At 62.7% G+C, this 12,520-nt stretch carries 14 protein-coding genes; 8 read left to right on the forward strand and 6 right to left on the reverse strand.

What is annotated here, in order from left to right:
• Positions 1 to 113: 113 nt before the first annotated feature.
• Together NANH_RS0107460 and NANH_RS0107465 are read right to left on the reverse strand one after the other, a co-directional pair.
• Complete coding sequence (locus NANH_RS0107460) at positions 114 to 692, reverse strand: thioredoxin family protein (protein ID WP_027261453.1); 579 nt, start codon at positions 690 to 692, stop codon at positions 114 to 116.
• 14 nt (positions 693 to 706) lie between these two features.
• Positions 707 to 1,444 (reverse strand): cytochrome c biogenesis CcdA family protein, encoded by a 738-nt coding sequence (locus tag NANH_RS0107465; RefSeq protein WP_027261454.1) that lies wholly within the window; start codon positions 1,442 to 1,444, stop codon positions 707 to 709.
• A gap of 110 nt (positions 1,445 to 1,554) precedes the next feature.
• Between NANH_RS0107465 and NANH_RS0107470 the strand changes: the two genes are divergently transcribed.
• From NANH_RS0107470 to NANH_RS0107490, 5 genes are all read left to right on the forward strand, one after another.
• The gene (locus tag NANH_RS0107470; protein ID WP_036049558.1) at positions 1,555 to 1,947 is read left to right on the forward strand and encodes a thioredoxin domain-containing protein; all 393 of its coding nucleotides are present in this window, start codon (positions 1,555 to 1,557) and stop codon (positions 1,945 to 1,947) included.
• Positions 1,944 to 2,450 (forward strand): GlcG/HbpS family heme-binding protein, encoded by a 507-nt coding sequence (locus NANH_RS0107475; RefSeq protein ID WP_027261456.1) that lies wholly within the window; start codon positions 1,944 to 1,946, stop codon positions 2,448 to 2,450. The genes NANH_RS0107470 and NANH_RS0107475 overlap by 4 nt, the downstream gene beginning before the upstream one ends.
• 24 nt (positions 2,451 to 2,474) lie before the next feature.
• Positions 2,475 to 2,831: an ArsR/SmtB family transcription factor gene (locus NANH_RS0107480; RefSeq protein WP_027261457.1), complete on the forward strand. Its 357-nt coding sequence runs from the start codon at positions 2,475 to 2,477 to the stop codon at positions 2,829 to 2,831.
• Positions 2,832 to 2,877: 46 nt separating this feature from the next.
• Positions 2,878 to 3,936: a YeeE/YedE family protein gene (locus NANH_RS0107485; RefSeq protein ID WP_027261458.1), complete on the forward strand. Its 1,059-nt coding sequence runs from the start codon at positions 2,878 to 2,880 to the stop codon at positions 3,934 to 3,936.
• A gap of 121 nt (positions 3,937 to 4,057) precedes the next feature.
• Entirely contained in the window at positions 4,058 to 6,082 is a 2,025-nt protein-coding gene (locus tag NANH_RS0107490) for a PhoX family protein (protein ID WP_027261459.1), read from the forward strand.
• 103 nt (positions 6,083 to 6,185) lie between these two features.
• On the opposite strand, the gene NANH_RS0107495 is transcribed toward NANH_RS0107490, so the two are convergent.
• Positions 6,186 to 7,145, reverse strand: coding sequence for a zinc ABC transporter substrate-binding protein (locus NANH_RS0107495; protein ID WP_027261460.1), 960 nt, complete (start codon positions 7,143 to 7,145; stop codon positions 6,186 to 6,188).
• A gap of 91 nt (positions 7,146 to 7,236) precedes the next feature.
• Between NANH_RS0107495 and NANH_RS0107500 the strand changes: the two genes are divergently transcribed.
• The 3 genes from NANH_RS0107500 to NANH_RS0107510 are packed head-to-tail and all read left to right on the forward strand — an operon-like array spanning position 7,237 to position 9,262.
• Positions 7,237 to 7,716: a Fur family transcriptional regulator gene (locus NANH_RS0107500; RefSeq protein ID WP_027261461.1), complete on the forward strand. Its 480-nt coding sequence runs from the start codon at positions 7,237 to 7,239 to the stop codon at positions 7,714 to 7,716.
• Positions 7,713 to 8,468 carry an ATP-binding cassette domain-containing protein gene (locus tag NANH_RS0107505; protein ID WP_027261462.1) on the forward strand — a complete coding sequence of 252 codons (756 nt, stop codon included), beginning with the start codon at positions 7,713 to 7,715 and terminating at the stop codon, positions 8,466 to 8,468. The genes NANH_RS0107500 and NANH_RS0107505 overlap by 4 nt, the downstream gene beginning before the upstream one ends.
• Complete coding sequence (locus tag NANH_RS0107510) at positions 8,468 to 9,262, forward strand: iron chelate uptake ABC transporter family permease subunit (protein ID WP_036049561.1); 795 nt, start codon at positions 8,468 to 8,470, stop codon at positions 9,260 to 9,262. Before NANH_RS0107505 ends, NANH_RS0107510 begins: the two co-directional genes overlap by 1 nt.
• 102 nt (positions 9,263 to 9,364) lie before the next feature.
• Here NANH_RS0107510 and NANH_RS28455 read toward each other — a convergent pair whose 3' ends face one another.
• The 3 genes from NANH_RS28455 to NANH_RS0107530 all read right to left on the reverse strand — a co-directional run bounded on the left by NANH_RS28455 (position 9,365) and on the right by NANH_RS0107530 (position 12,513).
• Entirely contained in the window at positions 9,365 to 9,535 is a 171-nt protein-coding gene (locus tag NANH_RS28455) for a hypothetical protein (protein ID WP_154665566.1), read from the reverse strand.
• A gap of 73 nt (positions 9,536 to 9,608) precedes the next feature.
• The gene (locus NANH_RS29055; RefSeq protein ID WP_211237081.1) at positions 9,609 to 10,538 is read right to left on the reverse strand and encodes an SH3 domain-containing protein; all 930 of its coding nucleotides are present in this window, start codon (positions 10,536 to 10,538) and stop codon (positions 9,609 to 9,611) included.
• 427 nt (positions 10,539 to 10,965) lie between these two features.
• Positions 10,966 to 12,513 (reverse strand): alanine/glycine:cation symporter family protein, encoded by a 1,548-nt coding sequence (locus NANH_RS0107530; protein WP_027261465.1) that lies wholly within the window; start codon positions 12,511 to 12,513, stop codon positions 10,966 to 10,968.
• Positions 12,514 to 12,520 lie beyond the last annotated feature (7 nt).

The following is a 12,520-nucleotide window of genomic DNA, read 5'->3' on the forward strand; positions in this document are numbered from 1 at the left end:
CCCTGACTGCCACCGCCGTGGCTTGCTTGGTCCAGCATACCGTAGGACACTGGCCGCGCGTAACGCAACAACAAATTCACAATTATGAATTACTGATCTCGCGCACGGCCGGGTCAGTCTAAACTGCCATTGCTGCGCTCCTGGATGCGGCGGGCATGATAGCGTTGAAAATCCTCACCGTTATCAAGATCGTATCGTTTCTCCGCAACCCAGGTGAACATATCGGTGGTGGTGCCCACGCCAAACGCCCCCGGCATCACCGCCACCGCCGCCTTCTGGGCGCTCTGATCCTCGGCCACCGCTTCCGGCAGGAACAGAATCGTCGGCGTGAACATGATGTTCCATTTGCGCGCCATGTTCTTTTCCGACAGCACTTCACCGTCGAAATCCGTGACCTCGGTATCGCCATGCAGGTTCAGTTGCACAACAAAGAAATTGTCCTCGATCAGCTGGGTCAGGCCGGGGTCTGGATACACCTCGTTGTGCATCTTGGCGCAATAGATACAGCCGCGCTGCTCGAAAAACAGCGCCAGCCGCTTGCCCTCGGCATTGGCCTCGGCCAGATCTTCGCGCAGGTCCCTGAATGTGTCGCGCATCCACGCGGTCTTGTGCAGACCGTCATCCCCCATTTCGACCGCCCAAACCGGCAGAGCCAGAACCGCCGCAAAAACCGCCGCAATCCAATGTTTCATTGTCTTCTCCTCTCTTACCCCAGTGACCCGAAGGTCGGAAACCACTCGATCATCGCCTGCGCGATCAGATTCACGCCACCGGTCGCAATCAGCACCGCGAACACGATCAGCATCGCCCCCATGCCCTTTTCCACCCAGGCAAAGGCCGCGCGATGGCGTTGCACCCAGGCCAGAAACGGCTTGGCAAACAATGCTGCCAGAATGAACGGCGCGGTCATGCCGACACCATAGACGAACAACAACAGCGCGCCGCGCCAGATGTCGCCCATCCCGCTGGCAATCATCAGGATCGACGCCAGCGCCGGCCCCACACAGGGTGTCCAGCCGAAACCGAACGCCAGCCCCATAAGATAGGCCCCCAGCACCGAGCTGGCCTCGGCCTGGCTTTCCAGCCGGGCCTCGCGATACAGCAGCGGCACCTTGATAACGCCCAGAAAATGCAGACCAAACACCAGCAGGATAGCCGCAGCCACATAGGACAGCGGCTCCAGATATTGCCCGAACGCCTGCCCCAGTGCCGTGGCCCCCATGCCCAGCATCATAAAGATCGTGGTGACACCCATTGCAAAGAAGATCGCCGAGACCAGTAACCGCCGCTGCGCCCCCGCAGCAATCGCTCCGTCGCCGCGCAGCTCTGACATCGACAGCCCGCCCATATACGACAGGTAAAACGGCACCATCGGCAGGATGCAGGGCGTGAAAAAGCTCAGCAGCCCGGCGAACAGCGCCCCGACAAGGGAAATCTCCAGCACCCGCGCGTCCCCCCTTTTGGCCGCCCCTGGCCCGGGGCCAGGCGTCAACGCTTGAATCATTCACATATTCAGATTACGTTTTGTGATAACCAAAGGTCAACGGGTCCACCATGCTAAATCTGCGCTCTCCCCTGCTTGCGGCCGCCCGATGGCTGGTGCCTGCGGTTGTGGCCGGTCTTGCTGCGCTGCCCGCATGGGCCGTCGAACTTGTGATGGTGGAACAGGTCGGCTGTGAATGGTGCGCGCGCTGGAACGATGAAATCGCGCCGGCCTATCCCAACACCCGCGAAGGTCAGTTCGCGCCCCTGCGCCGGGTCGATCTGCGCGCCCTGCCCGAGGATCTGGAAATCGCCCGGCGGGTCAATTTCACCCCGACCTTTCTGATCGTCGACGACAACCGCGAAATCGCCCGGCTCGAAGGCTATCCAGGCGAAGATTTCTTCTGGCCGCTTCTGGCCGCGCTGCTTGAGCAGAACACCGATTTTAGAGGAGAGAAACGATGACGAGAAATGTTTGCGCATTGGCTCTGATGGCGGGGCTGGCCACCCCCGCCCTCGCCCAGGATGACAGCAGCGCCTTTGTCGATTTCCAGGTGCTCAAACCCGAAGTGGCCCAGCAGATGGCCGAGGCCGCGCTGCTGGCCTGCCGCGAGGCCGGGTATCAGGTCGGCGTCACCGTGGTGGACCGGTTTGGCCTGCCTCAGGTGTTCCTGCGCGATCGGTATGCAGGGGCCCATGTCTATGAAACCAGCCACCGCAAGGCCTGGACCGCAGTCAGTTTCCGCACCTCCACCACCGAACTGGCGGCGACGACCGCGGCAGGACAGACTTCGTCCGGCATCCGTCACCTCAGCCAGGCCCTCCCTCTCGGCGGCGGGCTGGTGGTCTACGAAGGCGGGGGTTCGATCGTTGCCGGCATCGGCGTCTCCGGCGCTCCGGGGCCGGATCTGGATGACATCTGTGCCGAGGCGGGCATCGCCGCCATCGAAGACCAGATCGCCTTCTGACGCCGACAACAGGACAGCTCCCGCATGGCACTTCCGCAATTTTCATCCGACATGGCAGACGACGAACTCGATGCGATGGTCGAGAACGCGACGACCGCGTCGAATTTCCTCAAGGCGATCAGCCACGAGGGCCGTCTGATGATCCTGTGCCATCTGGTCACCGGCGAAAAATCGGTGACCGAGCTCGAAGAGCTGTTGTCGGCGCGTCAGGCGGCGGTGTCCCAGCAACTGTCGCGCCTGCGACTTGAAGGGCTGGTGGTCCCGCGCCGCGAGGGAAAGGCGATCTACTACCGCTTGGCCGATGATCGTCCGCGCCGCATCCTCGAAGTGGTCTACGAGCTGTTCTGCAAGGACCCGGACGACGGATCAAACGCGGGCTGAACAGTCGGCATTGCCCGGCAAGGCACAGCGCAATCAGGGGGCGAGCATGTTGGATTTGATGTCGGACAGTCACGCGGTCGCGCTGGTCGGGATGTTTGGCGGCATCCTGTTGGGTCTGGCGGCCCGACTGGGGCGCTTCTGTACCCTGGGCGCAATCGAGGATCTGCTCTATGGCGGCAGTGACCAGCGCCTGCGCATGTGGGTTCTGGCCATCGGAGTCGCGGTCACCGGCAGCTTTACACTGATGGCGACGGACCTGCTGACCGACACCGACACATTCTATCTGTCGATCCGCTGGATGCCTTTGGCATCGGTCATCGGCGGGCTGATGTTTGGCTATGGCATGGCGCTGTCGGGCAATTGCGGCTACGGCGCAATCGCGCGCCTTGGCGGCGGCGATCTGCGCTCGTTCGTGATCGTTCTGGTCATGGGGGTTTCCACCTATGTTGTGCTGGCAGGTCCCCTGGCCCCCCTGCGAAACGCTCTGTTTTACCAAAGCCCGGTCACCTCTGATCTGCCGCCGGGACTGGCCCATCACGCCGCCGCATTGACCGGGCTGCCTCTGAACGGAATCGGGATCGCGGTGGGACTGATGTTTTGCATTGCCGCGCTGGCGTCGGAAAAGTTCCGCACCGACCGCAAATCGCTGTTCTGGTCTGCCGTGGTCGGGCTGGCCATCGTCTCGGGCTGGGCCGGAACCCAATACGTGCGCCAGGTCGGGTTCGATGCTACCCAGGTCGTCTCGCACAGCTTTTCCGCCCCGGTCGGCGAATCCATCCTCTATGCCATGACCGGCAGCGCGCGCGAAATCTCGTTTGCGGTCGGATCGATCAGCGGCGTCTGGATCGGCGCCTTCATCGGATCGCTGATCAAGGGCCATTTCCGCTGGGAAGCCTGCGAGGACCCGCGCGAATTGCGCCGCCAGATCATCGGCGCGGCCATCATGGGCGCGGGTGCGGTAATCGCCATGGGCTGCACCGTCGGACAGGGTCTGTCGGCCTTCAGCGTTCTGGCAATCAGCGCCCCGGTCACGATGCTGGCGATCTTTGCCGGGGCAGCCTTCGGGCTGCGACAACTGATTGTTGGCTTTCGCCCCGCCGAATGACCCCGCACATTATTTCCGGAATCCCGCCAACGTTTCATGCAGCTGTTACAGCCGCCCCCTTACGTGCGCCCACTCGCCCAAGCCGAGTCGCGCATCGCGCGCTGCCAAGGAGAATTGAGACATGGACCGCAAGAGTATCCTCGCCGACCCCGATATCACCAACAAGGCCGAAGCCTTCGAAGCCTTTGACGACATCCCCACCAACCCGAACCTGTCCGCCACCCTCGGCGACGTGATCAACACCCGCTATGGCCGCCGCGACATTCTGCGGGGGGTTCTGGGCGTATCCGCCGCCACCGCGCTGTTCGGCACCTCGGCGATGATCGCGCCGCGCCAGGCCGCCGCCGTCACCGCCAGCCGCTATGTCTTTGACGAACTGACCTGGGGCAACGACGAAACCCACCATGTCGCCCAAGGTTATGATGCCGACATCCTGTTGCGCTGGGGCGACCCGATCACCGCCGATGCGCCGGAATTCGACGTGATGAACCAGACCGCCGAGGCCCAGTTGCAGCAATTCGGCTACAACAACGACTATGTGGGGTTCTGGCCGCTGAACGACGCAGGCACCCGCGCGGTGCTGTGCGTCAACCACGAATACACCAACGAAGAGGTGATGTTCCCCGGCCTCGGACGCCAGGACAAGGCCGGTTTCGCGGGTATGACACCGGAACTGGTCGATCTGGAAATGGCCGCCCACGGCGGCTCCGTGGTCGAGATTGCCAAGGGCGAAGACGGGAAATGGACGCTGGTGAAAGACAGCAAACTGAACCGGCGCATCTCGCCTCTGAATACCGAGATGACCATCGATGGCCCTGCCGCCGGTCACCCCCGCATGCAGACCAACGCCGACCCGACCGGCGAACTGGTCGTCGGCACTCTGAACAACTGTGCCGGTGGCATGACGCCCTGGGGCACTTACCTGATGGCCGAAGAGAACTTTCACGGCTATTTCTGGACCGACACGCTGGATGCCGATGGCAAGCCCGACCTGTCAGCCCAACCCGAGGCCGCCAGCCTGAAACGCTATGGTGCGCCGGGCCTTTGGTACAACTGGGGTCAACATCACGACCGGTTCAACATCGACAAGGAACCAAACGAGGTGAACCGCTTTGGCTGGATCGTCGAAGTCGATCCGATGAACCCTGCCGCCAAGCCGGTAAAACACACCGCCCTGGGCCGGTTCCGCCACGAGGGCGCGGAAACCACCGTATCGCAAGACGGGCATCTGGTGATCTATTCCGGCGACGACAACCGGTTCGATTACCTGTACAAATATGTCTCGACCGGCACCGTTTCGGACGACCGCGCCGCCAATTCGGCCCTGCTCAGCGACGGCACGCTGTATGTTGCCCGCTTTGACGATGACGGCAGCATTACCTGGATGCCACTGATCCATGGGACCGGCCCGCTGACCGCCGAAAACGGCTTTGCCAGCCAGGCCGATGTGCTGATCGACACCCGCCTGGCCGCCGACGCCCTGGGGGCCACCCCGATGGATCGCCCCGAGGACGTCCAGCCGCGCGGCGACGGCACCGCCTTTGTCATGCTGACCAATAACACCAGGCGCAAACCCGATCAGATCAACGCCGCCAACCCGCGCCCCGACAGCAGCTTTGGCCATATCATCGAGATCAAGGAAGCCGATGGCGATCATGCGGCGGACACAGGCACCTGGTCGATCTTGGTGAAATGCGGCGATCCCAAGCTGGCCGATGTCGGGGCCCAGTGGAACCCCGCCACCTCGGAAAACGGCTGGTTCGGCTCACCGGACAATGCCGCCATCGACGCCGATGGCCGTCTGTGGATCAGCACCGATCAGGGCAGCAACTGGGGCAAGACCGGAAAATCCGACGGTCTCTATGCGCTGGAAACCGAAGGTGCCCTGCGCGGTCATTCCCAACTGTTCTTCCGATGCCCGGTCGGCGGCGAGATGTGCGGCCCCTACTTCAGCCAGGATGGCGAAACCCTGTTCGTCGCCGTCCAGCATCCGGGCACGGACGGCACCACCGACATCAAAGGGTTTGCGCGCGCCTCGACCTTCGAAGATCCGGCCACGCGTTGGCCCGACTTTGACCCGGCAATGCCGCCGCGCCCGTCCGTGGTGGTGATCACCCGTCAGGGCGGCGGCAAGATCGCCTCCTGAACTCCGGGACGTTTCGGATCATACGTCGATCACCTTTCGCGATTTCCCAGTGGGAAAGCTGCGAAAGGCGACCGGCTAAACAACACGTGAGGGACCGATCGCCTCAGTTCCCCTGACAACTTGCCAGGCTGTTCGCCATCGCGCGCAGCAGCCTGGCATACAGATCCGGCCCCGGCTGTAATTGGCTACCCATCGGATCAAGACTTCCGATCTGCAAATCTCCCTGTTCTGTTGCGGCCAGCAACAGGCGATCGTCAAACTGCGGCTCGCTAAAGGCGCAGCGGATGTTATCCTCGCGCAAGACAGCCGCCAGCGCCGTCAACCGCGCCGGACTGGGATCGGTGGCATCGCCCAGGCTGACCGCCCCGGCAAAGGCCAACCCGAACCGGGTTTCAAAATACTGGTAGGCATCGTGAAAGGTCACGAAGGGCCGGGCGCGCACCGGCTCCAGAATCTGTGCGATTTCGGCGCTCACGACATCCAGTTCCGCCCGCGCCCGATCCGCGTTTGCCCGGTACACGGCAGCGTTGTCCGGATCCAGCGCCGCCAGTTTTCCGGCAATCAGGGACAACCAGACCTTGCCGTTTTCCGGGTCAAGCCAGGCGTGGGGGTCGACATCGCCGCGATGGTCATGATCCTCGTGATCATGGTCGTCATGCTCTTGATGCCCGTCCGTATCGTGGTCATGGTCTTCGTGATCGCCATGCCCGAGATCCAGACCGGCGCGAAAATCGTGAACCACAGTGCCTTCGGCAGCCAGCAAGACCAGCTGCCCGGCGTCACCCGCCAGCGCCGTGAGCGGTTTGGCAAGCCAGGGCGTCAGTTGCGGCCCGATCCAGATCACCAGATCGGCCTGCTGCAAGGCCTGCGCCTGCGAAGGGCGCAGCGCATAGCTGTGCGGCGAGGCTTTGGGCATCACCAACAGATCCGGCGTACCCACTCCGGCCATCACCTGCGCTGCCAGCGCATGAACCGGCGCGATATCGGTGGCAACCCTGGGTGCCTGGGCAATGGCGGGAGTCGCCAGCAGGAGCGCTGTGGCAAAAGAACGAAAGATGGTCATGGACACCTCGGAAATGAATGTGGGACAAGTTCAGCTTGATATATGTCATGTTATAACATATCAATCCCTCATCGCTCACCAAGGACCACAAATGACCGCCATCGGATTTGAATCCCACGATCACGCCCATTGCATCGACGACGCCCTGCGCGCCGCCGATGCCAGATGTGCGCAGCGCAAATTGCAATTCACCCCGGTGCGGCGGCGGGTGCTTGAAATCCTGCTGCGAGAGCACCGCGCGTTGGGGGCCTATGATATCCTCGCGGAGCTGGCCGCCGAAGGCCTGGGCGCACAGCCCCCCGTGGCCTATCGGGCGCTGGATTTTCTGGTGCAACACGGGCTGGCGCATCGCATCGAACGGCTGAACGCCTATGCCGCCTGCGCGCATATGGATCATGACCATGTCCCCGCTTTCCTCGTCTGCCGCGCCTGCAAGGCGGTGGCCGAGGCAGAAACCGAACTGACCCAGGGCCGGTTGGGAACCGCTGCGCGCAGCACCGGCTTTGCCATTGAACGTATCGTGGTCGAGGCCGAAGGTCTGTGCCCCGCCTGCGCAGGGACCGGCACATGAGCGCGCCGCTGATCACACTCCGCGACATGTCCATCCTGCTGGGCGCAAACCGGGTGCTGCAGGACGTCAATCTCAGCATCACGCCGGGCGAGATCGTCACCGTCGTCGGCCCAAACGGATCGGGAAAATCCACGCTGCTGCGCGCCCTGATCGGTGCCCTGCCCCCGGCCACCGGCTCGGTCACCCGTGCGCCCGGACTGCGCATCGGTTATGTGCCGCAAAAGCTGGCCATCGACAGCGCCCTTCCGATGACTGTGCGCCGGTTCCTCTCGCTGCCCCGCCGCATCGGCGATCCGGAGGCCGTGCAAGCCCTGCATCGGGCCGGGGTGCCGGATCTGGGACAGCGGCAGATGGTCGATCTGTCCGGCGGCCAGTTTCAGCGCGTCCTGCTGGCGCGTGCCTTGCTGGAACGGCCACAACTGCTGTTGCTGGACGAAGCGACACAGGGGCTGGACCAACCGGGGTCCGCCGCCTTTTACCGCCAGATCGAAGAGGTCCGGCGCGATCTGGGCTGTGCCGTGGTGATGGTCAGCCATGACCTGCATGTAGTCATGGCGGCCAGTGACCGGGTGCTGTGCGTCAATGGCCATATCTGCTGTCAGGGCACACCGGATATCGTCGCCAGCGCGCCAGAGTATCGCGCCCTGTTCGGCACCGGAACCGGCGGCGCACTGGCGCTGTATCGCCATCAACACAGCCACTCGCACGACCACGACCATAGCCACCCACACGACCACAAAGGCGCGGCCTGATGCTCGACGATTTTCTGATCCGCGCCGCGCTTGCCGGGCTGGGCGTGGCGCTGGCCGCCGCTCCGCTGGGCTGTTTCGTGGTCTGGCGCCGCATGGCCTATTTTGGCGAGGCGACCGCCCATGCCGCGATTCTAGGCGTCGCTCTCGCGCTGGCCCTGGGCCTGCCGATTCTGCCTGCGGTGCTGGTGACGGCACTGCTGATGGCGGGCGCCGTATCGGCCCTGTCCGGGCGCGGCTATGCCATGGACACGGTCCTGGGGGTGCTGGCCCACAGCGCCCTGGCCATCGGTCTGGTGGCGGTTGCCCTACTGGCGGATGTGCGGCTGGACCTGATGGCGTTTCTGTTCGGCGACATCCTGGCCGTGAACAAGGCGGATCTGGCGGTGATCTGGGGCGGCGCACTCGCTGTGCTCGGCTTGATGACATGGCGTTGGTCCGCCCTGTTGACCGCAACCCTGAATCCCGACCTGGCGCGCGCCAGCGGCATCGATCCCCGGCGCGAGGAATTGGCCATGACACTGGCGCTGGCCGCCGTGGTGGCGGTGGCGATCAAGGTGGTCGGCGTGCTGCTGATCGCGGCGCTGCTGGTGATCCCCGCCGCCGCCGCCCGCCCGCTGTCGCGCACCCCCGAAGCGATGGTGATCGGCGCGGCCCTGATCGGCATGGGTGCGGTTCTGGGCGGGTTATGGGCTGCCCTGCTGCTGGACACGCCGACCGGACCCAGCATTGTCTGCACCGCAGCGCTGTTGTTCGCCGCCACCACCCTGGCCGGGGCCTTGCGCGGGCGGATCTGATCAATGCAAAGAACTCTTCGTTGAACGGCATGGCCCCACGTCGCTGGTCTGCCCGTCCGACACGTTCAGCGCAGTGGCTCTGCATGACAAGATCTCGTCCACTCAAAACAGCATGTTTTCGTCCCCCCGATCCAGCGAACGAGGAACCGGCTGGTCCTCTTGCTCGTCAAAGGGAAAATTCTGCAACTGGTGGTCGCTGACAAAGGGCCTGCTGCGCGCTGCAGATAGGCGCTTTGCCGCCCCCATGCCCAGCCCCACCTGCGGGGGTCGCATTCTTATGTTGCGATTTCTCTCTGGGAACTCAATGAGTTCGGCACCGTTCCGGCGCTTCAAAACCGGGGCGCGATCAGCCGGTCCCGTCACGGTCACAGGTCAGGTCCGGTTGTCCCGGCCACATCAACAGGGCCTCGTCCCCCTTGATCCAGAACTGGACCGGACCCTCGGCGGTTTGCGCCAGGTACTTGCCGCCCGATGCCGCCGGTTGCGCCGCCGGTGCAATCCAGGTGTCGCCCCAACGCAGCGACAGGATCGACGGATCGGCATTGACCACCACCATGGAAACCGCCGCGCCCAGCCCCTCGCAGACATAGGCAAACGGCCCCATCGAAATCCCGCTGCCATCGTCCTCACGCGCCTGCGCAAAACCGGTGCGGATCTCGTCGATGCGGGTGGCATAGCTGGCAGCAACACATGGGGTAAGCCCCTCGACGGCTTTCCAGCACGCGTCACGTCCCTTGATCCAGCCACGCTGCATGGCTTTCAGTTCGGAAATCCGTTCCGGCGTCATCTGCGGCCCGTTCACCGCCAGCCCATACAGCCGCGTCAGCTCCAGATCCAGCCGCGCCAACTGCGGATCGGAACAGATTGCCTGCTGCGCACCACTCTCGGCTTTGGTGCAATCAAACCCGGGCGCAACCGCGCTGACCGGGGCGTTGCCCTCGGTCAGATAGCGCCCTGCGACCCAGCCCGTCACGCCCTGAAACTCGACCTGGCACCACCGCCGCTTGGCCGCCGCCGCGCGCTCGGCTTCGCTGGCCTCGGACCATTGGGCAAAACTCAGCCCACCCTCGCATCCCAGGTTCCGCACACCCCCGCCATCCGGCGGGATCTGCCCCACCCTGTCATGCGACACACCCGGCCCCGACCGGATGTTGAGCACATCATCGCTGGACACACCGGTAACGCGAAAGAAATCAGGCCCGTCCGCATCGGCGCTCAAAGACACCGGAGCCATAATCGCAATCGCCAGCATAGCATACCGTAGGCGTTCAAACATTTTCAGCCCCCTATTTAGGCCCGACTCTAATGCAGATCCGCCCGCGTTCAAGAGCATTGCCACAACGGCAAGAGGCGCGCCGCTGCGTCGCGCGCTTGCGGGCCTTCAATTGGATGGCACACCTACACAAGATGCGGTGCCGCTATGAGTGAGCGTCGAGGAAAAGAAAAAACACCGGATTGCGGACCACTCACGCCCTGGAGGGGGCGGGGCATGTCGGTCCCCTGGTGCCCGGAACTTGCCGAGACTGTCGGAGACGCCCACACCGGTCGGAATCATTGAACACGACGGTGACAGGATTTGCGAAACAGAATGACCCGCCGGACAAATGCCCCGCGGGTCAGGTGTTGTTTGGACCTACAATAGCGACGAATTCAAGCGCTAAAGATTATCTGCCGTTGACGTCCAAAACGGGAAACCTCCCGCGTCAGTGGCTGAACCTGCGAATTTCGCCCGCGTCCAGACGACTGCTGTAGGATGCCAGTTCCTTGCGCACGACTTTCATCAGGAAATAGAGCGTGAAAATGTTCACCACAGCCATGGCAAAGATCGCGGCATCCGAGAAATCGATCACCGGGCCAAGGTTGGCTGCGGCGCCAATCACCACGAAGACGCAGAAGATCAGCTTGAACACCAACTCTGTGGTTTTGCCTTCGCCAAACAAATAGGTCCACGCCTTCAGGCCATAGTACGACCAGGAAATCATGGTTGAAAAGGCAAACAATACCACGGCGATCGCCAGAATGTAGGGGAACCAGCCAATCGACGCGCCAAAGGCCGCCGAAGTCAGGGCCACTCCGGAATTTCCGTCGACTGTGGCGATGCTCGTGCCTTCCAGTATATATTTCCCGGTATCCGGATCGATCATCAACTGACCCGAAATGGTGATGACCAGCGCGGTCATGGTGCAGATCACCACGGTATCGATCAGCGGCTCGAGCAATGATACGAACCCTTCGGTGATCGGCTCCTTGGTCCGAACCGCCGAGTGGGCAATTGCCGCGGATCCGACACCGGCCTCGTTCGAGAACGCCGCGCGTTTGAACCCCTGGATCAGCGCACCGACCATACCGCCGGCAACACCGAGACCGGTAAAGGCACCAGTGAAAATCTGACCGAAGGCCCAGCCGATCTTGTCATAGTTCACCAGCAGAATGATCAGCGCCGCGCCGACATAGAGAATGCCCATGAACGGAACGACCTTTTCGGTCACGCGCGCGATGGATTTGACGCCTCCCACGATAACCATAAAGACGACCGCAGCGAAGATCAGCCCGGTAATCCAGCCAGGATAGTCACCGACAATCCCCGAAATCTGTGCATGTGCCTGATTGGCCTGGAACATGTTTCCGCCGCCAAAAGCGCCAAGAATGCAGAAAATCGAGAACAGCACAGCCAGGAATTTTCCGCCGGGCAAGCCCAGCTCTTTAAAGCCCTTGGAAATGTAGTACATCGGACCGCCCGAAACCGTGCCGTCCGGGTATTCGTTGCGGTATTTGACGCCCAGGGTACATTCCGTGAACTTTGAAGCCATGCCCAAAAGCCCGGCCAGAATCATCCAGAACGTCGCGCCGGGGCCGCCTATGCCGACGGCAACGGCCACACCGGCGATGTTGCCCAGCCCCACCGTGCCCGACAAAGCGGTCGCGAGAGCCTGGAAGTGGCTGACTTCGCCCGCATCGTTCGGATCGGAATAGTCGCCTTTGACCAAGGCAATCGCATGGCCAAAAAAGCGGAACTGAACGAAGCCGAAATAGAGTGTAAAGACTGTCGCGGCCACGACCAGCCACATCACGATCCACGGGAACGACGTTCCTGGAAACGGCGCGAAGATCAGGCTGACAAACGGGCCGGTCGCCTTGGCAAAGGCTTGGTTGACTTTCTGGTCCAGCGTCATCGCTTCTTGTGCAATGGCCGGGTTGGCCAGAACTGTTGCCGCCAGCAGGGACAGCGTTCCTGTATTAAACAGTTTCATCTGATAA

This window comes from Sedimentitalea nanhaiensis DSM 24252 (assembly GCF_000473225.1).
In the GTDB taxonomy this organism is placed as follows: Bacteria; Pseudomonadota; Alphaproteobacteria; order Rhodobacterales; family Rhodobacteraceae; genus Sedimentitalea; species Sedimentitalea nanhaiensis.

Excerpts from the sequence above, each read along its gene's own strand:
- NANH_RS28455 (WP_154665566.1), bottom strand. The coding sequence starts at position 9,535 with ATGCGACCCCCGCAGGTGGGGCTGGGCATGGGGGCGGCAAAGCGCCTA.
- NANH_RS0107480 (WP_027261457.1), top strand. The coding sequence starts at position 2,475 with ATGGCACTTCCGCAATTTTCATCCGACATGGCAGACGACGAACTCGAT.
- NANH_RS0107505 (WP_027261462.1), top strand. The coding sequence starts at position 7,713 with ATGAGCGCGCCGCTGATCACACTCCGCGACATGTCCATCCTGCTGGGC.
- NANH_RS0107475 (WP_027261456.1), top strand. The coding sequence starts at position 1,944 with ATGACGAGAAATGTTTGCGCATTGGCTCTGATGGCGGGGCTGGCCACC.
- NANH_RS0107500 (WP_027261461.1), top strand. The coding sequence starts at position 7,237 with ATGACCGCCATCGGATTTGAATCCCACGATCACGCCCATTGCATCGAC.
- NANH_RS0107460 (WP_027261453.1), bottom strand. The coding sequence starts at position 692 with ATGAAACATTGGATTGCGGCGGTTTTTGCGGCGGTTCTGGCTCTGCCG.
- NANH_RS0107495 (WP_027261460.1), bottom strand. The coding sequence starts at position 7,145 with ATGACCATCTTTCGTTCTTTTGCCACAGCGCTCCTGCTGGCGACTCCC.
- NANH_RS29055 (WP_211237081.1), bottom strand. The coding sequence starts at position 10,538 with ATGTTTGAACGCCTACGGTATGCTATGCTGGCGATTGCGATTATGGCT.
- NANH_RS0107485 (WP_027261458.1), top strand. The coding sequence starts at position 2,878 with ATGTTGGATTTGATGTCGGACAGTCACGCGGTCGCGCTGGTCGGGATG.
- NANH_RS0107470 (WP_036049558.1), top strand. The coding sequence starts at position 1,555 with ATGCTAAATCTGCGCTCTCCCCTGCTTGCGGCCGCCCGATGGCTGGTG.
- NANH_RS0107510 (WP_036049561.1), top strand. The coding sequence starts at position 8,468 with ATGCTCGACGATTTTCTGATCCGCGCCGCGCTTGCCGGGCTGGGCGTG.
- NANH_RS0107530 (WP_027261465.1), bottom strand. The coding sequence starts at position 12,513 with ATGAAACTGTTTAATACAGGAACGCTGTCCCTGCTGGCGGCAACAGTT.
- NANH_RS0107490 (WP_027261459.1), top strand. The coding sequence starts at position 4,058 with ATGGACCGCAAGAGTATCCTCGCCGACCCCGATATCACCAACAAGGCC.